The sequence below is a fragment of the Nocardia sp. NPDC058114 genome, from assembly GCF_042884695.1.
In the GTDB taxonomy this organism is placed as follows: domain Bacteria; phylum Actinomycetota; class Actinomycetes; order Mycobacteriales; family Mycobacteriaceae; genus Nocardia.
In genome coordinates this window covers 487,040-506,120 of sequence record NZ_JBHVTK010000001.1, presented here as the reverse complement: position 1 = coordinate 506,120, position 19,081 = coordinate 487,040, and the positions used below count along the sequence as shown (strand labels likewise).

Below are 19,081 nucleotides of genomic sequence, written 5' to 3'. Positions count from 1 at the left end.
GGGATGACACCAAATCGCCTTGTGAAGCGGGGTTTCGGAGAGAGGAACCTCGCTGGTGTCGATGCCCGCGCTCGCGCGCGTGTACGCGCGGGCGGTCGATCGATGGTCCGCACACTCGACGCTCGGGCGGTATTATGGCTAGATGCGCATATCTATGTTTCAGAATGTGATCATCAGGGTCGCTGGGCGGCGCGGCTCGATGTGGGCGACATGCGTGTAATTCATATTTAGGGCGGTTTACCAGGCGATTTGTAGTCTGCGTCGAACGTCGGCTAATGTTCTCCTCGCACCGCAGAGAGCAGCAAAGCCGCCAGGCCGAGCCGCTCCCCTAAGTGTGAAGTAAATGCGGATGTGGCGCAGTGGTAGCGCATCACCTTGCCAAGGTGAGGGTCGCGAGTTCGAATCTCGTCATCCGCTCGAGAGGTAGGTAAGGCACTAGCCCCATCCTCCTTTGTACGGTGGAGTGGCCGAGTGGTGAGGCAACGGCCTGCAAAGCCGTGCACACGGGTTCGATTCCCGTCTCCACCTCGCGCGATTAGCTCAGCGGGAGAGCGCTTCCCTGACACGGAAGAGGTCACTGGTTCAATCCCAGTATCGCGCACCACCGTACCGAGTCAGGCCCCCTTTCGAGGGGGCCTGACTTGTTTGCGTTACCGGTCCAGCGAGCCGAGCCTGTAACCCAGATCACTCTCGGCACGGATTCCCGGTGAGCTCCCCTAGTATCGGCACACGGCATCGCCGGGCGGGTCCGGTGCGGGGACCGGCGGCATGGAGGGGCAATCGAGTGAGGCAGATCCTGTTATCGGCGGGGATCGCTCTTGTCGTCACCATCACGCTCACGCCGGGGCTGATCCGGGTCTTCGCGCGGCGAGGGTTCGGGCAGGAGATCCGGATCGACGGACCTGCCAGTCATCAGGCCAAACGCGGAACGCCGACGATGGGTGGGCTGGCGATCGGGGCCGGGGTGTGGGCCGGGTATCTCGGGTCGCATCTGATCGGGTTGCTGTGGGACGCACCGGGGCCGAGCGCGTCGGGCGTGCTGGTACTACTACTGGCGTCGGCGCTGGGTGTGGTGGGTTTCCTCGACGACTCCATCAAGCTGCGCAAGCACCGCAACCTCGGGTTGACCGCGGCGGGCAAATACATCGGGCAGATCGGCGCCGCGGTGGTGTTCGCTGTGCTCGTGCTGCGGTTCCCCGGCGCCACGGGGCTCACGCCCGCCGGTCGCAACCTGTCCTACGTCCGCGACATCAACACCATCACCTTCGCGTCGCTGTTCTTCGTGGCATTCATCGTGTTGCTGGTGGTCGCGTGGTCGAACGCGGTGAACATCACCGACGGTCTCGACGGACTCGCGGCCGGGTCGATGAGCCTCACGCTCGGCGCGTACGTGGTGATCACGCTGTGGCAGTACGACAACTCGTGCGAGATCAGTCCCGGACGCGCCTGCTACACGGTGCGCGATCCGCTCGACTTGGCGATGGTCAGTGCCGCGGGGGCGGCGGCGTGCATCGGTTTCCTGTGGTGGAACGCGGCGCCGGCCAAGATCTTCATGGGCGACACCGGGTCGCTCGGCCTCGGCGGGCTGCTGGCCGGGCTGTCGATCACCAGCCGCACCGAACTGCTGGCCGTGGTGATCGGGGCGCTGTTCGTCGCCGAGATCATGTCGGTGGTGTTGCAGATCGTGGTGTTCCGCACGACGCATACGCGGCTGTTCCGGATGGCGCCGTTCCATCATCACTTCGAACTCAACAACTGGCCCGAGACCGCGGTGATCATCCGGTTCTGGGTGCTGGCCGGGATCGCGTCGGCGACGGGGCTGTGCCTGTTCTACAGCGAGTACCTGACCTCGCTCTAGTTGTCGGGGCCTGCGGCTACGCTGACTCGATCGAGCGAGGGAGGTCGCCGCTGTGAGTGCCGAGATCGTCAGGCCACCGGGTCACGATATCGCCGCCGACGTCTCGTTCGAGCTCGAGGAGCTCGACGATCTGGTCGGCGAACTGCTCACCGACCATGCCGAACGCGCCGCCCGCGACGCGCGGATCGTCGCGCTGCGCCTCGGGATCGGAGGGCAGCGCCCGGAGACCCTCACCCGGATCGGCGCCCGCTACGACCTGGCCCGCGACAGGGTCCGCCAGCTGTACGCCAAAGCGGTCGGCCGGATCGTGCGCGACGCCGCCCGCGCCGGGCACCGGTCGGCGCAGGTGTTCGCGCACCGCTATCCGGTCGAGGCGGGTGATCTGCGTCTGGTGCGCATGCTGCTGGCCGAGACCTACGCGACCGATACCGACCTGGTGGCCATGGAATGGTCCTACCTCAAGCTCCGGCTGGCCGGACACGAACCGGGCGACGCCAAGCGGGTGGCCGGCTATGTGATGCAACGAATCCTGGGCTGGCAGAAGAAGACTGCCAGCATCTTGGCCAAGCTACAGGTGCCGGCGGACGGCGCCGACGATCTGCGGGCGCTGCTGGCCGACGTGGAGTGGGCGACCGGATCGCCTGCCCCGCTGCCCACGGAGTCGGCGCGCGTGGCCGACGGTGACGACGACGGCCGCGGCCGGTTCTACTTGGCGAAAGCAGGCCGCGACGTCGCCTACGACTCGGCCATGGCGGCCCGGCTACTGCGAACCCTCGATGCAGACCCGGCGGTGGCGGCGTTCCAGGAAGAACCGACCGCACTGACCTATCGCTTCGCCGACGAAGACCAGGTGCACTATCCGGCCGTGGCCGCACAGCTCACCGACGGCCGCACGATGCTCATCGACGTGGTTCCGCTGGGCCGCACAGCCTTCCACCACAACCGGATCCAGAGCGAACTCGGCCGCGCCTACGCACGCGAGCACGGCTGGGGCTGGCTCGTCTGGACCGGGAGCGCGATCGGTACACCCCAGCTCGAAGCTCGCCCGGTCGACGCCTCGATCGAGCAACGCCTGGCCTCCGACCTGGACCAGGGCCCGTACGATCGACAGGCGCTGGCCACGGTCAGCGCGGACACCGGCCTCGACCTCCTCGACCTTGCCGGCCTCGTGCTCCGCAACGACTGGCAGTGGGACCGGTTGCCGATGCGGCTCAGCGCATCACCATCGCGCCGACCATCACGGTGAGGACCAGCAGCATCGCGCAGCAGGTGAGCCACTGCCACTGATCCAGGGTGCGATCCATCCGGCCGATGCTCGCGCGCAGGCTCGCCGCGACGCGCTGCTGGGCGAGGAGTTCGCTGCGCAGTCCGGCCATGGTGATGGCTTCGGCGTCGGCGTTCACCCCGGCCCGATCGATCCGGTTGTGCAGACGGCCGACCAGTCGCTGCTTGTCGCGCACGGCCTGGCGCGAGACCGCCAGCTCCACCCGCTGATCGCGCAACTCGGTGCGCTGGTGCTCGATCATCGCGGCCTGTGCCGCGGTGTGCCGTTCCCAGGTGCCCACGTCGGACCACCCTCCTGTCGTGAGATCCGCGTGCCCCCAGTGCATTGCGCCGGACACCCAGTCTTCGAGAAAATCACGCAACTCGGTACCGCCGCCGGCCGGGGCGGCGAAACCGGTCTTGCCCGCGGCGAGCATGCCCTGGTCGATGCGGTAGTCGGCGGCCGCGGGCGCGAAATCGGCGATGCCGACCGCGGGGACCAGCGGCACCCAGAAACCCTGCGGGCACACCCACAGCACATCGTCGATTCCGGCCGCCTGCAGGCGTTTCCGGTGTGCGCGGGCCGCGGTGATGTCGAGCGGGCCGCTGCGCACCTCGACCACGCAGCGCCGGTCGCCGCGGCGCCAGTAGATATCGACGGGGATATCGCCGATCTGTGCGTCGACCTCGGCCTCATCGGCGCCCGCCGCCGTGAGCCTGCCGCAGATCCAGTGCTCGAGACGCTGCGTATTCCATTGGGTCGCCGCGCATTCGGGGCAACCACAGCCATAGCCGGTGCGTTCGGTGACGGCGCGGCGGCTGCCCTCGGAAATCCCCAGTTCGTCGAGCAGCGCTCGACGTCCACACGCCACCTGGGTCTCGCTCAGCCGCTTCGTCCTCACACCATCACTCCCTCACCAAGGGACCTGTCGTAGGCTCACGCGCACGTCCTGGACATCAGGTTCCCGCAGCCATCGAAAAGGCGCCAGCCCCCTTGACCCGCGTTCGGGTGCGTCATCGCCTGGTGATTGAGGTCACAAACGCGACTCTGCTTGTATATCAAGCCATTTCATTGTGCCAACGTCGCACGAAGACGCCTAATTCTTGATCATTTCGATACACAGACCCGGCCTGTTGCGTGTCCGTTTCATCCTGATTGAGAATCAGTTCGGCGCGTCGCGGAAGCGGTCACGACAACACGTGCTGTTGCTCCGGTGGATATGATCGCTGCGGCCGAGGCGGGCACGCTCGGGCGACCACGGGAAGTAGGGTGTGCATGAACCACGCTGAGCACGACGAGTCCATCGGGTCGATGCTGGCGAGTATCGCCACGGCGCTGCGCGAAGTCAGCGACAAGCTCGATATCGTCGCCGCGCGGGTCCAGCTCGATGTACCCACCTTCCCGGTCGACGAGGATCTGCCCGACCACACCCGGATCAGGCGGCTGGAATCCTGGGCATTTCGTGCGTCACAGGACATTTCGCGCCTGAGTTCCCGGCTCGACGCCCTCGACAACGACGGTGAGCCCGATTCCGGCCGTCCGGCGCGGAGCACGCCCAGCCGTCGCGAAATTCGCGAAGCCGCGGAGGCCGCCGAACGCGCGGCCGACGGACTCGACGACCACCGAGCGGCCCCCGAGTCTTTACCACCTCATCGGGACCGCGATACCGACAGCTCCCGGCCCCCGCTCGAACGCCGCAACTCCCCTGTCCGGCCGGCCACCGATCACCTCGGCGACCCCACCGCGCTGGCCGCGACGCCGATCCCGCGCACGGCCCAGGCCGAGGCGGCGCCCCTGGGTCAACCGGCGTCGCTCGATACCGACTCGATCGCCGTAGTCGGTGGCAACGCGGCCGCCGGCGAACCGTCCGGTCGCAGACCCGCGCCCGTGCGGCTCAGCAGTACCGGCGAGCGGGTCTCGGCGGGCAATGGGACCTCGACGAACGGAATCAACGGCACCGCGAAGGGTCTGGCCGGCGACATCGCGTCCACCCGAAACGGCACACCGGTGCCCGCCGTGATCGGCACGGTGCTGACGGCACCGGTCGTCGACCACGCGGCAGAAGCGAGTGCGCCGACAGCTTCGAAGCCCACCGCGACGGTGCTCTCCGAGGATCGCCCGTCCACGTCGGGTGTCGACAACAGCACGCCGTCCTCCGCAACCAACGGCCCACTACCCGGGAGCGCGGAGGTGAGCGCCCTCGTGCGGGAGAGCGGCCCCAACGGGTTCGGGCTCGGTTCCGGTGCGATGAAGCACGTTCCGAGCTCGCCGGTCGACGACCGGTCGGCGCGGCAGGCGCCCGGAGATCCGCAGACGGCGGAGATCAGCCCCGATGCCGTGATCGAGCGGGCTCGACCGGTGAAGAAGCCGACGGAGAGCTCGGCCACAGCAGACGGCAGACCGAGCGTTGCGTCGCCGGAGAAGCTGTCCACCAACGGGAACGGTGTCGCGCGGCCCGCGCCGACCGAACCCGTCTCTGCTGCCGAGGACCACCTGTCGTCGGGATTCACCGGCGAGCGATCCGCGACGCCGCCGAATGGCAAGCCGGTCAATGGATTCGAGTCCCACATCCCGCCGGCAGCTGAAGTCCGCCCGGACACCTCGGTGGGTGCACAGCCCGCGGGCAACACTGCCAACGGCATCCACTGGTCTTTCACGGAGGAACCGGCACCCCCCTCGCCGACCCCGGACCGAAACGGACACGCCCGCAACGGCTTCACCACCGACTCCGCGCGCCGTGCCGAGTCCCTCTTCGACGATTTCACCCCGCGCGACCGCATGACCACCGGTGAATCATCCGAGCCACCGACCGTCTCCGGGCCGCCCCCACGCCTGACTCCACCGACAGAACTCACCACACAGCCGAACCAGGTGCCGGTGGATTCGGCGCGCACCCCCGGTCCGTCGCACGTCAACGGCGTCGGCCACAGCACCGCGTTCCCGAACGCCGATCGACCGGCGAACACCGCCGCCCTACCCGACCAGGAGCCGCGCAACAACCACGCGACGCTCACCGACCACGATCGTCCGTCCGCGGACTTCGATCCACCGACTCTCGGCCTACCGACCGGACGCGACGGGTCGGCGAGCAGCCCCGATCCCCTCGAACGCCCGGCCGCCGACCCGGTTCCGCCCACCGCCACCGACTCGGCCGGTATCACCGTCACCGGCACCTACCGCGCCTTCGACATCGAACGCGCCCATGTCGACAAGCTGCAGGCGATGCTGGACGAGCTGAAACGCTCGGCAGGTCTCCCACCGGGCCGCCGCGACGTGTTCGGCCCGCCGACACCGGACGTGGGCTAGACGCACCTTCGTCTCCGCTCGGGACGTGAGCAGCTGAGAAACGAGCTCCCAGGCGAATCGCCTCCTCCGATCCGACTGCGCACCACTGCAACCCATCAGGCGCGCGCGTCCATCTCGCACCGGTCACGTGCGAGCGGCGGACGAATGTTCCGGGGATGTCTGTCAGGCAGGTGTCGCCAGCGGAACCAGACCTGGACCGACCTCCGGCTTCGGAGGTTCGTGCAGGACTGTGCCGATGAGGTCGCGCAGGGCGCGATGACCGGCGTCGGCGGTGTTGCGTGGATGCCACGCCATGGCGACGACGGGGGCCGGTAGCGGCAGCGGGATCTCGAACATCGCCAAGCCGAGCGCGGCGCGTGCGGCGCGGGACACGAGTTCCGGTGCGGGGCAGATCAATTCGGTCGACGCGAGGGTGAGCAGCGCGGTGGGCAGGTCGGCGACGGTGGCGACCACGCGGCGGGTGCGGCCGTGCAGGGCGAGGCGGTCGTCGATCGGGCCGTGCGTGCGACCGGTGGGTGACACTTCCAGATGGCGTGCCGAGGCGTAGGCGGCGACGGTGGGGCGGTCGACGGCGAACGGGTGGTCGGGCGCGGCGACGCCGATCCAGCGGTCGGTGAACAGGCGCTTGACCACCGTTTCCGGGTCGGTCTGCCCGATCATGCCGACCTCGACGTCGACTCGGCCGTCGCGCAGCGCCACCGCACCGTCGGCGGCATCGGCCGCGAGCAGCCGCACGGTTACCCCGGGCAGCTCTGCGTGGACCGCCGCCAGTAGCGGACCGGACAGGCTCGCGCCGACCGAATCACCCACGCGGACAACGAAATCACGATGCCTGCCCGGCCCGTTCCCATCGCGGGCGGTGAGCAACGACCGGCCCTGATCGACCAGGCTCGCCACATCGTGGCGCAATTCGAGGGCCCGCGGCGTTGGCACCATCTGTCTGCCCGAGCGAACGAGCAGCGGATCGCCGAGCACCTCGCGCAGCCGGGTGAGAGTGCGACTCATCGCCGAGGTCGAGGTGTGCAGTCGCCTGGCCGCCTCGGTCACGCTGTTGGTGTCGAGCAGCGCGTCGAGAGCGAGCAGCAGGTTCAGATCCAGCGCGTCCACGGGAGGATTATCACCAACGCACCGATCGCCGTCGGCGTTGCCGACGGCGATCCGGCGTGTCGGCTACCGCTCCGCTACGGGCGCCGGTGCGGGCGCCACGGGGGCGGCCACCGCGCGATTGCGCAGCACCCCGCGATAGGACGACGGCCGCACGGGTCGCACCCACTGCGCCAGCCGCGACACCAACGGCAGCGGCGTGCCGAGATCGTCGAGCATCTCGTCGATATTGGCCAGCGAGAACGGGACCACCGAGGCACCGTGCGCGTGGTTGCCCTCACTGCGTTCACGCGACCACTCCAGGCGCGCATCGATCTCGTTGTTCATCAGCTCGGCCATCGGCGGCACGAACCGGCCCGTGAGCAGCCCGGCGATCCAGTGCGCGCCCACCTCGGCGCTGAGGGCGCTCACATTCGAGCTGTTGTAACCGGCGAAGCTCAGATTGGGGATCTCTACCGGCAGGATGTGGCGGTAGAGCCGGAAATCGCTCACGTCGTCGGTGAGGGCGCGCCGCACGAACGGGGTGAGGAACGGCACCTCCTGCCGGTATCCGGTGGCGCAGAGGACGATCTCGGCCAGTTTCAGGCTGCCGTCGGCCAGACGCACCGCGGGTCCGTGCGGTCCACCGATCAGTTCGGTGATCTCGGTGTCGCGGTGCACGCTGATCCGGCCCGCCTCGACCTGCTCGGCGAAGCCCTCGGTGGCCAGGCTCGCGCTGCTGGTGCCGATCTCGGAGATCGGGCTCGTCGGTACCAGATCGAGCTCACGCAGCCGCAGCTTGCGCGTCACCCGCTCCTGCAGCAGGTCCATGTTCGACTGGCGCAGCGAGAGACGGTCGAGCAACCGTTCGACGCGGTGCGGGAAGCGGGACGGGAAGTGCGCCTCCCCCGCGCGGGTCAGCAGCAGACGTTCGTAGTCGGCGCCGAAACCGAGCTTGCGCGGCATCTTCCAGGTGAGTCTGCGCGCCACCACGGTGGTCTCGTCGGCGATGTGGCTGACGGCCTCGGCCACATCGCACGCGGACTTGCCGTAGCCGAGCACGACCACCGAACGATCACGCGCCTGTTCGACATCGTGGAATTCCGAGACATGGCACAGTCGCCCACCCGCGGCACGGAACGCCGCGGTGCCGGCCAGGTCGGGCATCACCGGGTCGCTGTAGACGCCGTTGGCGACGATCAGGTGATCGCAGGTGGTGCGGTGCACCCCCATGTGGTCGCGGATCTCGAGCAGCCAGCCGCTGTCGACCGGGTCGGCCGCCACCACCTCGGTGCCCAGGCGCAGGTGCGGGCCGAGGCCGAACTCGTGCACGTATCCGGCCAGGTAGGCCTGCATCTGCTGGCCGTCGGGCCAGCGGGGGAAATCCTCGGGCATCGGGTGATCGCTGAACGCGTACGTGGATTTGCTGTTCTGCGCGCGAAGTCCCGGATACCGGCGGGTGGCACTCCACACACCGCCGACGTCGGGGGCCCGGTCGAAGACTTCGACCGGGAACCCCGCCTGACTCAATACCTTCGCGCAGGCCAAACCCGCCACTCCCGCACCGACGATCCCGATGCGGCTACCGCTCGTCATGCGCAGGAGACTACTCGGACCAGTAGGTGAGGTGCCACCGCGCTGGACAGCCCACAGTCGGTGGGACAGTGCCCGACCCAGCCGTAGTGCCGCCGCGCTGTCGCGATCCACAGTCGCGCCGCGGCCGGGGCGACCCGTGCTGTACTGGAAGGATGACCAACAGTTCCGTCGTCGTCGACCGAGCCGGACTCTGGGACGCCGAGGCGCTCAGCGATGTGGCCGCCGCGACATTTCCGCTCGCCTGCCCGCCCGAGGCCACCGTGGGCGATATCGAGATCTTCCTCGAGCAGATGCTGTCGGGCGAACGCTTCGGCGAATACCTGTCCGACCCGACCAGGACCGTGCTCAAGGCCGTCGAGGGCGACGAGATCGTCGGCTACGCCATGCTCATCGCGGGCAGACCGAGCGACCCCGACGTCGCCGCGCAGGTGAGCGCGGGCGAGGTGGTCGAACTGAGCAAGATGTATGTCCTGCCCGGACACCACGGCAGCGGCGTCGCCGCGGCATTGATGGACGCCGTGGTCGACACCGCGCGCGACTCGGGCGCCGAGACGGTGTGGCTGGGGGTCAACCAGGCCAACGAGCGCGCGCAGAAGTTCTACGCCAAGCACGGCTTTCGGCAGGTGGGCACCAAGACGTTCGTGGTCGGCAACCAGCTGCACTCCGATTTCGTCTTCGAACGCGCGCTCTGACCGGCTGTGGGGTCAGGCGGCCGCGGCCTCGAAGCGCGAGAGCGCGAGCAGACGTGAGATCGCGCGCAGGTACTTCTTGCGGTAGCCGCCGTCGAGCATCTCCTTCGAGAAGATCTCGTCGAGCTTGACGCCCGAAACCGTCACCGGGATGCTCGCGTCGTAGAGGCGGTCGGCCAGTACGACCACGCGCAGCGCGACGGCCTGATCGGTCACGGTGTGCACGTCGGAGATGAACACCGAGGCCACGCCCTGGATCAGCGCGCCGAACTTGGACGGGTGCAGCGTACTCAGATGCTTCAGCAGCACGTCGAATTCGTCGAGGGTGGAACCCGGGGTGGTCGCGGCACGCTCGACGAGCAGGTCGTTCGAGGTGGGTTCCGGCGCGGGCGGCAGGTCGCGGTGCCGGTAGTCGGGCCCGTCGACGCGCACCGGATCGAAGATCGAACCGAGCTTCTTGATCTCGCGCAGGAAGTCCGATGCCGCGAAACGCCCCTCGCCCAGCTGGCCGGGCAGCGTGTTCGACGTCGCCACGATGGAGACGCCACGGGCCGACAGCTCGGTGAGCAGTCGCGAAACCAGCATCGTGTCGCCCGGATCGTCGAGTTCGAACTCGTCGATGCACAGCACGCTGTTGGCCGAGAGCCGCTCGACGGCGTTGTTGAAGCCCAGTGCGCCGACCAGGTTGGTGACCTCGCCGAAGGTGCCGAACGACTTGGGCGCCGGGGAGCTGTGGAAGATCGAGGCGAGCAGGTGGGTCTTGCCGACGCCGAAGCCGCCGTCGAGATACAGGCCGGCGCCCGAGACGGCCTTCTTCTTGCCGAAGAGGCTCTTCTTCGAGGCGGCCTTGTGGATTTTCGCCACCTGACCTGCGAATTCCTCCGCCTTGGCTACCGCGGCCGCTTGGCTCGGTTCCTTGGGGTCGGGGATGTAGGAGGCGAAGCTGACCTCGTCGAACATGGGCGGGGGCACCATCTGCGCGACGAGTTGGTCGGCCGGGACCTCCGGATGGCGATCGACAAGGCGTTCTTGCATGGACAAATCGTACGGACGTGGTTGCATCGATCCCTATGCAGCGTATCCACAATGTGACCCAGCTCGCAGACCTCGACGCCGACGCACTGGCCAGGTGCTATGCCTACCCACGGCATCTGGACGGTCCGTGGGTACGGGCGAACTTCGTCAGCAGCATCGATGGCGCGTTCACCGTCGACGGTGTTTCGGCAGGCTTGGGCACCGAGGCGGACAAGACAGTGTTCACGGTCCTGCGTGAACTGGCCGACGTGATCGTGATCGGCGCGGGCACCCTGCGCGCGGAGAACTACGGCGGCGCGCACCCCGACCCGCAACGGCGCATCGCGCACCATCGGCACGGGATCGGTGGTCACCCCGACGGCACCCCGCCACCGATCGCGGTGGTCACCGCGACCGCCAAGCTCGATCCGGGGTCGAAGTTCTTCACCGACGCCGAGGTGCCGCCGCTGATCGTCACCACCAGCCACGCGGACCTGAAGCAGGTCAGTGCGCTCGAGGACGCGGGCGCGCAGATAGTGGTCGCCGGTGAGGCCGCGATCATGCCCGCCGCGCTGATCCGGGTGTTCGCCGAGCGCGGTCTGCACCGGGTGCTGTGTGAAGGCGGACCGCATCTTTTCGGGCAGCTGGCCGAGGCCGGCCTGGTCGACGAGCTCTGCCTGACCACCGCCCCGATGCTGGTCGGGGGCGCGGGCGGGCGAATCTCGCTGTCGGCGAGCACTTTCGACCTGCCGATGGCACGCAAGCAGCTGGTGCTCGCCGAGGACGGCACCGTCGCGGCCCGTTGGGCCCGTCGATGAAACCTGGCGCCGAACCTGGCAGTGTGTAGCGCATGCGTTGGACTCGGGCCGCGGCAACGGCCGCGACACTGTCGATCATGCTCGCGGGCTGTGGGGCCGGGCCGTCGGATCGGCCCGTCGTCGCCGTCGAGCGTCCCGGGGCAGGCGGCGCGCAGACCGAAGCGCCCGCGCCGCAGGACCTGGCCAAGGCCGAGGTGCCCAAAACCGATCTGGCCTGGCGTGATTGCACCGCGGCCACGTTGAGTTCGCTCGACTTCGGCGCCGCTCCGGCGGGTCTGGTCCTCGAGTGCGCCGAGTTCTCGACCCCGATCGATACCGCGGGCACCGTGCTCGGCACGTTCCGGGCCGGCGCCCTGCGTGCTCGCCTGCCGCAGACGCCCACCGATGCGGCCCCGTTGGTGCTCACCTCCGGTTCGGACCGTTCGTCGGCCTCGACGCTGGCCGGTCTGGCGATCGGGCCCAACAGCGCGTTGCTGGCCGCGCAGCCGATCGTCGCGGTGGATCGACGCGGCATCGGCGCCTCCCAGCCCATCGACTGCATTCCGGCGCAGCTGCGCGCGGTGATGACCGACCTCGGACAGACCGGGGTGGGCAGCGCCGATCAGGTCGGCGCCGTCGCGGGCTTCAGCCAGGACGCCACCATCGCCTGCCGCGATTTCCTGCAGCCCTACGAGGGCACGTTCGACGCGCCGCACGCCGCCGACGACATCGAGCAGCTGCGCAAACAATGGCAGGTCGAGAAGATCAACGTGCTCGGCGCGGGCAACGGCGCCAAGGTGGCCCTGAGCTATGCCCGCCGCTACGGCGACCACCTGGCCCGCCTCGTGCTCGACGCCCCCGAACCCGTCGGCGCGGACGCCACCACCATGGCCGAGGCGCGGGTCACCGGCGCCGAAGCGGCCCTCACCGCGTTCGCGCAGCGCTGCAAGGCCGCCAACTGCGCACTCGGCGCCGATCCGCGGGCGGCGATCGTGGCGCTGATGAACAAGGCGAACAGCGGCGGGCTCGGCGAGATCTCGGCCGCTGACCTGTCGACCGCGCTCACCGGTTTCCTGTCCAGTCCCCGCGGCGACCAGGCGAATCGGGTCACCGCCATGGCCGACATCCTCGCCGCCGCCGACCGTGGCGATCGCGGACCACTGTCGGCGATGGTCGTGCGCGAAGCCGCCGCGATCACCTCCGACGGCGAGTTCGTGAACCGGTGCACCGACAGCCAGCAGCCCCCGACCGCGGACAAGGCCCGTGAACTCAGCGAGACGTGGGCGAGCAAATATCCGGTATTCGGGCGCAATGCCGCCATCGGGCTGATGGTCTGCTCGGCCTGGCCGGTCTCCACCGCGGCGCCGCTGCCGACGAAACTCGACTTGCCGGTGCTGGTGTTCGCCGGTGCCGCCGATCCGATCGTCGGCGGGGCGGCCGCCTCGGTGACCGGTGCGCTCGGCTCGGCGGGCGCTCGGCATGCCACGATGACCTGGCAGGGCTGGGGCCATCCGGTCGTCACCCACTCCGGGTGCGCGCAGAAGGCCGTCAACGACTACCTCGCCGAGGGCAAACTGCCCGCCGACGGCGGTGCCTGCCCGGCCTGATCCGGTCGGGGCAACCATCCGGTTCCGGCGCGTCATACGGGTCCGGCGACACCATCGCAACCCGATTCGGTGTACCGTGCCCCAGTGTTGTTCCGACAGCTCGAGCCCCGTACCGCTCGCACCTCCGCCGAGGTGATCAAGTTCGCGCTCTGGCCCTTCGCGGTCATGATGGTGCTGAACCGCGTCTTCATCAAGGCGATCAACGGTTTCGTCACCGACGACTACCGGCCTGTGTACAACGCCTCGTTCGAGTTCCTGAACGGCAGGCCGCTGTACACCGCCGACTTCTCGTCGGTCGACCCGCACTATCTCTACTATCCGAGTGGAACGCTGCTGATCGCGCCGGTCGCGATCATCGACTACGAGCTGTCACGCTGGCTGTTCATCGGGCTCAACGCCGTGGCGATTCTGCTCGCCTGGTATCTGCTGCTGCGCCTGTTCAAGTTCGGTCTGGGCTCCATCGCCGCGCCCGCGCTGCTGCTGGCGATGTTCGCTTCCGAGACGGTGACCAATACGTTGGTCTTCACCAACGTCAACGGCTGCCTGCTGCTGGCCGAGTTGGCGTTCATCACGCTGCTGCTGGCGCGCCGGGACCTCTGGGCAGGCGTGGCGCTGGGATTGAGCATCGCGGTGAAACCGACGCTGGCGCCGTTACTGCTGGTCGCAGCCGTTCGCGGCCAGTGGAAGGTGTTCATCACCGCGCTCGGTGTGCCGCTGGTGCTCACCGCGATCGCCTGGCCACTGTCGGCGGACCCCGAGAAGTTCTTCACCCACGTGATGCCCTATCTGGCGGAGACCCGCGACTACTTCAACAGTTCGGTGGGTGGCAACGGGCTCTACTACGGATTGCCCGAATGGTTGATCCTGCTGGTCAAGGTCCTGATGGCCGGTGTGGTCGCGGTATCGCTGTGGCTGCTGTGGCGCTACTACCGCCACGACGAACTGTTCTTCGTCACCACGTTCTCCGGGGTGTTGCTCACCGCGTGGTTCCTGCTGCCGTCGCTGGGCCAGATGTACTACTCCATGATGGTCTTCCCGTTCCTGATGACCGTGGTACTGCGCAATTCCGTCCTGCGTAACTGGCCCGCGTGGCTGGCGATCTTCGGGTTCATGACCTACGACAAGTGGCTCTCCGATCGCTGGCAGGGCGTCGGCCGCAATCTCGAATACCTGCGGGTGACCTTCGGGTGGGGCCTGCTGCTCATCGTCGTGTTCTGCGTGCTCGGCGACCGGTATCTGGCGGCGCGTCGCGAGGGCAGGCTGCAGTTCGGAATCGACCCGACGTGGATCGAGAGTGCGCCCGATTCGCGGGACGGCACCGATGAGCCCGCGCCCGTCGCACCGGTCGAGGACACTGCGCCGCCCCGCGAGGATCCGGTGGCGCCGGTCGAGGATCGCGAGCCCGCGCTCAAGTAGTTACCGGCCGGTGACGCACCGCTCACGGCGCGCACCGGCCGAAACCATTAGCGTGGAGCCATGAGTTCCGATACTTCGTTGCCCACGCCGCGCATCCAGCTGACGCCGCAGCAATGGCGGGCGAAACTGGATCCCGAGGAATACGCGGTCCTGCGCGAGGCCGCCACCGAGCGTCCGTTCATCGGCGAATACACCGACACCAAGACCGAGGGCGTCTACACCTGTCGTGCCTGCGACGCCGAATTGTTCCGCAGCACAGAGAAATTCGACTCGCACTGCGGGTGGCCGTCGTTCTTCGATCCCGCCGATTCCGACGCGGTGATCCTCAAGCCCGACGACACCCTGGGGATGCGCCGGGTCGAGGTGGTCTGCGCGAACTGCCACAGCCACCTCGGGCATGTCTTCGAAGGCGAGGGCTACCCGACGCCCACCGACCAGCGCTACTGCATCAACTCGATCTCGTTGCGCCTGAAGCCCGCCGCCGAATAGCGGTCACACGAGACCGCGCACGTCCCACACCCACACACCGCCCACCTGCTCGGCCGGTACGCCGAGCAGGTCGTCCACGGTGCGACGCAGGGCATCATCGCTCTGTGACGGCGGCAGCACCAGCACATCGGCGCCCCAGTAACGCAGGTCCGCGACGGCCTGCTCGCGCCGAGCTCGGTCGATGACCGGAACCGTACCGGTCTTGCGGACCAGCATGAGCAGAACGGCGGTGGATCGGGGGTCGGCGCCATAACCGGCCCCACGGTCCGCGCCGACCGGGCCGACGAAGTAGCCGCCGACGAGCGGGAAGGCGAAGTCGGCGTCGATCTGCCATCGCAGCGCGATCGAATCTCCCGAGGTGGGCGGCGGTACGATCACCACCGAGCCGTCCGAGACGTACTGCCGCACAGTGCCGTCGGCGAAGAACGCGGGCGTCCGGGGGCGTTCGGTGACGGGCAGCACGGTCGGCGCGATGGGCAGCAGCGCGAAGGCCAGGGCGCAGAACCAGGCAACGGGTCGCCGCCGCGTGGCAGCGGTGCGCAGCGATTCGATCGCCCGCTGAGTGCCGAGGACCAGGACTATCGCGATGGCCGGAATGGCGATCATGGCCAACCGCGATTCGATCATCCCGTTCAGCGGCGAGATCCATCCGAAGGCCAGCCACGGCATCGGAATCATCGAATACTCACCCTCGCCGAAACGCACGACGCCGTCGAAGGACAGCACAATGCCCATCGACAGCGTCGTGAACACCACCCCGACGATCACGGCGGCCCGCACGATGCGCTCACGCCGCAGGTAGCACACGGCCGCGGCGACGAGCAGCAGTAGCGGCCAACCGAAGTAGGTGTTGTCCTCGGTCGGATTGATGCTCACATCGGGGCCGAACGAGAACATGCTGCCCGCCGATTCCGGCGAGAACTGCACCAGCGACAGAATGTCGTTGCCGACCCGGCCGATCCCCACGAATCGATACGACTGCGGTCCGGCGAACTGCCACCACAGCCCGAAACCGGTGAGCGTCAGCGTGATCAGCGCCGCGAGCAGTATCGACGGGGCCGCCGCGCGCGCTGTGCGCGCGATGGCACGCGGGGTGCGCAAGTAGGCCAGGGCGAAGGCCGCGAAGCCGAGCGCGAAGATCAGCAGCGGCTCCTCACCCAGCGTGAGCTGCAGCGCGACCAGCAGTCCGAGCGCGACGGCGGCGCGTGGCTGCCAGACCGGTCGCGACCCGACGGTGTTCTCCGCGTGCCTTGCCATCCTGATGACCCGCACAGCGATGAGCGGAAGCAACACCAGAAAGACGAAATTCGCGTGCCCGTTGGTGTGCGCGATCATCGCGGGTGCGAAGCCGCAGAACAATCCGCCGATGGCCGCGGCGAATTTCGAGCTCACCAGCTCGCGCGAGAATGCCCAGTACCAGGCGAACGCTGTGCTGAACAGGCCGAATGTCAGCGCCGACACGAAGGTGACGGTGGGCCCGAACAGCAGCGTGATCGGGGTGAACGGCACCCCCCAGCCGTACATGAGGGTATTGGCCATCATGTTGATGCCGTCGGGATAGTTCTGCAGCTCGGTGCTGAACGGACTGTCGAGGTGGGTGAGGTTTCGCGCGGCGATGGCGTAGAACCACTCGTACAGCGTCTGGTCCTGATCACTCTTGCTCAGGTAACCACTGCTCGGGTTCCACCACAGCCCGGCGAGGACGAAGACCGCGAGCGACAGGTAGCAACCGGCGACGATCAGGTCGGTGCGCGCCGAGCGCAGCCACTGCACCGGAGTTCGCCGCGACTCGACCGTTTCCGGTGCGGTTCGATCGGTCACTGCTGTGCCGGATCGACCCTCTTCGGTTCGATCCGTTCCCCACCCTGATACCACGCGCGAATCTCTCTCACCCTCAACGCCACAATCGGCCCGCTCACGATACTCGAGTGGGAGACCGCGGCGATACCAGGCCGAGGAGAAAGGCCCTCTCCACGAGAGGGCCTTCGGTGTCTGCGCCGCTTACGGCAGTGCGGTGAGCAACTGTTCGACCTCGACGCGCGGACCGGTGAAGAACGGCACCTCTTCGCGCACGTGCAACCGCGCCTCGGTGGCCCGCAGGTCACGCATCAGGTCCACGATCCGGTGCAGTTCGGGGGCTTCGAAGGCGAGGATCCACTCGTAGTCGCCCAGCGCCATCGAGCTCACGGTGTTGGCCCGCACGTCCGGATATCCGCGCGCTTCCTTGCCGTGATCGGCGAGCATCTTGCGCCGCTCCTCGTCGGGGAGCAGGTACCACTCGTAGGACCGCACGAACGGGTAGACGCAGATGTAGTTCCCCGCGTCCTCGCCTGCCAGGAACGCGGGAATATGGCTCTTGTTGAACTCCGCGGGCCGGTGCACCGCCACATTGCTCCAGACCGGCGCACTCGCCCTGCCCAGCTCGGTGGTCCGCCGGAAATCGGAGTACGCGGCCTGCAGGTCCTCGACCCGCTCGGCATGTGTCCACAGCATGAAATCGGCGTCGGCCCGCAGCCCCGCCACGTCGTAGATCCCGCGCAGCACCACGCCCTTGTCGGCGAGTCCGTCGAAGAACTCCTGTGCCTCCTTGATCGCCCCCGCCCGGTCCTCACCGAGCACGCCCGGCTGAACCTGGAACACCGAGAACATCAGGTAGCGAATGGTGGAGTTGAGAGCCTGGTAGTCGAGTCGCGCCATGGATCTATGGTGCCACTGCGGCGTTTTCGCCCGCGGTCGGGGCTCAGTCCCCAACCGGTCTGCTCGCCCGCCACGGCGACGACTCGTCACTGCCGAACACCGAGGTCACCGTCGTCGCCTCACCGTCGTGAAGTTCGACCGGACCGAGATCGGGATCGAGAATCAGGCTTCGCTCGTTGCGCTGCTCACCGGCAATGGTCACAGCGGGCGATCATGCAGTACCGCTATCGCCGATGCCCGCTGACACGCCGCTGGTCAGCCGGAGAAGCTGTCGAGTCCGGTGAGCTCACTGGACAGGGTCCAGAGACGGGCGGCGGCAGCGGGGTCGACGGCCCACGGCTTCACGCCGCCGGCGAGCATGTCGTCGTCGGTGGCGACTTCGGCGATATCGCAGTCCTGGCAATAGGCACCGCCGTGCCCCGCGAGCGGTGCGGCAGTCGCCGCCCAGACTGCTGTCGCCGCCCCCTGCGCCGGGGTTTTGAAGCCCTCGGCCCGACTACCGTCACTGCCGATCCAGCCCTGCGCGATCTGTTCCGCACGGGGGATACGGCGTTGCAGTGGCGTGAGGATGCTGCCCGGGTGCACCGAGTACGCGTTGATTCCCGTCGCCGCGCCGATCGCGTCGAGGTGGGTGGCGAACAGTGCGTTGGCGGTTTTGGACTGACCGTAGGCTCTCCAGCTGTCGTAGTCGCGGCTGAAATGGAGGTCGTTCCAGCGGATATCGGACAGGAAGTGGCCCGACGATGCCACCGCCACCACACGAGCCCCGCTCCGGGCCAGCGCCGGACGCAAACGGTTGACCAGTGCGAAGTGCCCGAGATGATTGATCGCGAAGTGCGCTTCCCAGCCCGGCCCGACATCCCGGCATGGGTAGGCCATCACCCCGGCGTTCGCGATGATGACGTCGATGCTCCGGCCGGTGTCGAGAAAGCGTTCACTGAACACCCGCACACTGTCGAGATCGGCCAAGTCGAGTTCATCGACCTCCGCGTTATCGACGTCGCACAACGCTTTTCGCGCCGCTTCGACCCGGCGGGCCGGCACAACCACCTGCGCCCCGGCACGCGCCAACGCCGCGGTGGCCTCCTTGCCGAGACCTGAATAACCACCGGTGACCAGGACCGTCTTTCCCGTGAGGTCGACGCCGTCGACGACTTCGCCGACCGTGCTGCGCGGTCCGAACCCGCTACCGATTCTGTGCTGCTCTGTGATCGCCATGCGCTGACGGTAAAATCTAGAGTGCGATCTAGGTCAAGCTGTGAGGA

General features: G+C 68.0%; 16 protein-coding genes and 3 tRNA genes. 11 read left to right on the top strand and 8 right to left on the bottom strand.

Annotated features, from left to right (window positions below; all coding sequences use genetic code 11):
* Positions 1 to 345: 345 nt before the first annotated feature.
* From ACFVVI_RS02245 to ACFVVI_RS02225, 5 genes are all read left to right on the top strand, one after another.
* Positions 346 to 417 (top strand) — tRNA-Gly (locus tag ACFVVI_RS02245).
* A gap of 40 nt (positions 418 to 457) precedes the next feature.
* Positions 458 to 528, top strand: a tRNA-Cys gene (locus tag ACFVVI_RS02240).
* Position 529: 1 nt separating this feature from the next.
* Positions 530 to 604, top strand: a tRNA-Val gene (locus ACFVVI_RS02235).
* A gap of 180 nt (positions 605 to 784) precedes the next feature.
* The gene (gene mraY / locus ACFVVI_RS02230) at positions 785 to 1,858 is read left to right on the top strand and encodes a phospho-N-acetylmuramoyl-pentapeptide-transferase (protein ID WP_378658313.1); all 1,074 of its coding nucleotides are present in this window, start codon (positions 785 to 787) and stop codon (positions 1,856 to 1,858) included.
* Between the two features lie 52 nt (positions 1,859 to 1,910).
* Positions 1,911 to 3,104: a hypothetical protein gene (locus ACFVVI_RS02225; RefSeq protein WP_387442579.1), complete on the top strand. Its 1,194-nt coding sequence runs from the start codon at positions 1,911 to 1,913 to the stop codon at positions 3,102 to 3,104.
* Here the strand turns inward: ACFVVI_RS02225 and ACFVVI_RS02220 are convergent.
* Positions 3,070 to 4,023 carry a hypothetical protein gene (locus ACFVVI_RS02220; RefSeq protein WP_378988723.1) on the bottom strand — a complete coding sequence of 318 codons (954 nt, stop codon included), beginning with the start codon at positions 4,021 to 4,023 and terminating at the stop codon, positions 3,070 to 3,072. The genes ACFVVI_RS02225 and ACFVVI_RS02220 overlap by 35 nt on opposite strands.
* A gap of 374 nt (positions 4,024 to 4,397) precedes the next feature.
* Between ACFVVI_RS02220 and ACFVVI_RS02215 the strand changes: the two genes are divergently transcribed.
* The gene (locus ACFVVI_RS02215; RefSeq protein ID WP_387442577.1) at positions 4,398 to 6,428 is read left to right on the top strand and encodes a hypothetical protein; all 2,031 of its coding nucleotides are present in this window, start codon (positions 4,398 to 4,400) and stop codon (positions 6,426 to 6,428) included.
* 162 nt (positions 6,429 to 6,590) lie between these two features.
* On the opposite strand, the gene ACFVVI_RS02210 is transcribed toward ACFVVI_RS02215, so the two are convergent.
* Positions 6,591 to 7,535, bottom strand: a complete 945-nt coding sequence (locus ACFVVI_RS02210; protein WP_378988719.1) for a LysR family transcriptional regulator — start codon at positions 7,533 to 7,535, stop codon at positions 6,591 to 6,593.
* 63 nt (positions 7,536 to 7,598) lie between these two features.
* The gene (locus ACFVVI_RS02205; RefSeq protein ID WP_387442574.1) at positions 7,599 to 9,107 is read right to left on the bottom strand and encodes a flavin-containing monooxygenase; all 1,509 of its coding nucleotides are present in this window, start codon (positions 9,105 to 9,107) and stop codon (positions 7,599 to 7,601) included.
* A gap of 152 nt (positions 9,108 to 9,259) precedes the next feature.
* Here ACFVVI_RS02205 and ACFVVI_RS02200 point away from each other — a divergent pair, with 152 nt between their 5' ends.
* The gene (locus ACFVVI_RS02200; protein ID WP_378988715.1) at positions 9,260 to 9,799 is read left to right on the top strand and encodes a GNAT family N-acetyltransferase; all 540 of its coding nucleotides are present in this window, start codon (positions 9,260 to 9,262) and stop codon (positions 9,797 to 9,799) included.
* 12 nt (positions 9,800 to 9,811) lie between these two features.
* Here ACFVVI_RS02200 and zapE read toward each other — a convergent pair whose 3' ends face one another.
* Entirely contained in the window at positions 9,812 to 10,831 is a 1,020-nt protein-coding gene (gene zapE / locus ACFVVI_RS02195) for a cell division protein ZapE (RefSeq protein ID WP_387442571.1), read from the bottom strand.
* Between the two features lie 35 nt (positions 10,832 to 10,866).
* Between zapE and ACFVVI_RS02190 the strand changes: the two genes are divergently transcribed.
* The 4 genes from ACFVVI_RS02190 (at position 10,867) to msrB (ending at position 15,119) form a co-directional block, all read left to right on the top strand.
* Positions 10,867 to 11,628, top strand: a complete 762-nt coding sequence (locus tag ACFVVI_RS02190; protein ID WP_387442569.1) for a pyrimidine reductase family protein — start codon at positions 10,867 to 10,869, stop codon at positions 11,626 to 11,628.
* 32 nt (positions 11,629 to 11,660) lie between these two features.
* The gene (locus ACFVVI_RS02185) at positions 11,661 to 13,214 is read left to right on the top strand and encodes an alpha/beta hydrolase (RefSeq protein WP_378988708.1); all 1,554 of its coding nucleotides are present in this window, start codon (positions 11,661 to 11,663) and stop codon (positions 13,212 to 13,214) included.
* Positions 13,215 to 13,298: 84 nt separating this feature from the next.
* Complete coding sequence (locus ACFVVI_RS02180) at positions 13,299 to 14,630, top strand: glycosyltransferase family 87 protein (RefSeq protein ID WP_378988706.1); 1,332 nt, start codon at positions 13,299 to 13,301, stop codon at positions 14,628 to 14,630.
* A gap of 60 nt (positions 14,631 to 14,690) precedes the next feature.
* A complete protein-coding gene (msrB, locus tag ACFVVI_RS02175; protein WP_378626732.1) occupies positions 14,691 to 15,119 on the top strand; it encodes a peptide-methionine (R)-S-oxide reductase MsrB in 429 nt (142 codons plus the stop codon).
* A gap of 3 nt (positions 15,120 to 15,122) precedes the next feature.
* On the opposite strand, the gene ACFVVI_RS02170 is transcribed toward msrB, so the two are convergent.
* The 4 genes from ACFVVI_RS02170 to ACFVVI_RS02155 all read right to left on the bottom strand — a co-directional run bounded on the left by ACFVVI_RS02170 (position 15,123) and on the right by ACFVVI_RS02155 (position 19,034).
* Positions 15,123 to 16,940, bottom strand: a complete 1,818-nt coding sequence (locus tag ACFVVI_RS02170) for a glycosyl transferase (protein ID WP_387442566.1) — start codon at positions 16,938 to 16,940, stop codon at positions 15,123 to 15,125.
* 180 nt (positions 16,941 to 17,120) lie between these two features.
* A complete protein-coding gene (gene hemQ, locus ACFVVI_RS02165; RefSeq protein WP_378988701.1) occupies positions 17,121 to 17,816 on the bottom strand; it encodes a hydrogen peroxide-dependent heme synthase in 696 nt (231 codons plus the stop codon).
* Positions 17,817 to 17,859: 43 nt separating this feature from the next.
* The gene (locus ACFVVI_RS02160; RefSeq protein WP_378626730.1) at positions 17,860 to 18,018 is read right to left on the bottom strand and encodes a hypothetical protein; all 159 of its coding nucleotides are present in this window, start codon (positions 18,016 to 18,018) and stop codon (positions 17,860 to 17,862) included.
* A gap of 53 nt (positions 18,019 to 18,071) precedes the next feature.
* Positions 18,072 to 19,034 carry an oxidoreductase gene (locus tag ACFVVI_RS02155; RefSeq protein WP_387442562.1) on the bottom strand — a complete coding sequence of 321 codons (963 nt, stop codon included), beginning with the start codon at positions 19,032 to 19,034 and terminating at the stop codon, positions 18,072 to 18,074.
* Positions 19,035 to 19,081: the final 47 nt, after the last annotated feature.

What these genes read in the sequence shown, in the direction of transcription:
- ACFVVI_RS02185 (WP_378988708.1), top strand. Translation starts at nt 11,661, where the DNA reads ATGCGTTGGACTCGGGCCGCGGCAACGGCCGCGACACTGTCGATCATG.
- ACFVVI_RS02155 (WP_387442562.1), bottom strand. Translation starts at nt 19,034, where the DNA reads ATGGCGATCACAGAGCAGCACAGAATCGGTAGCGGGTTCGGACCGCGC.
- hemQ (WP_378988701.1), bottom strand. Translation starts at nt 17,816, where the DNA reads ATGGCGCGACTCGACTACCAGGCTCTCAACTCCACCATTCGCTACCTG.
- ACFVVI_RS02200 (WP_378988715.1), top strand. Translation starts at nt 9,260, where the DNA reads ATGACCAACAGTTCCGTCGTCGTCGACCGAGCCGGACTCTGGGACGCC.
- msrB (WP_378626732.1), top strand. Translation starts at nt 14,691, where the DNA reads ATGAGTTCCGATACTTCGTTGCCCACGCCGCGCATCCAGCTGACGCCG.
- zapE (WP_387442571.1), bottom strand. Translation starts at nt 10,831, where the DNA reads ATGCAAGAACGCCTTGTCGATCGCCATCCGGAGGTCCCGGCCGACCAA.
- ACFVVI_RS02215 (WP_387442577.1), top strand. Translation starts at nt 4,398, where the DNA reads ATGAACCACGCTGAGCACGACGAGTCCATCGGGTCGATGCTGGCGAGT.
- ACFVVI_RS02190 (WP_387442569.1), top strand. Translation starts at nt 10,867, where the DNA reads ATGCAGCGTATCCACAATGTGACCCAGCTCGCAGACCTCGACGCCGAC.
- ACFVVI_RS02205 (WP_387442574.1), bottom strand. Translation starts at nt 9,107, where the DNA reads ATGACGAGCGGTAGCCGCATCGGGATCGTCGGTGCGGGAGTGGCGGGT.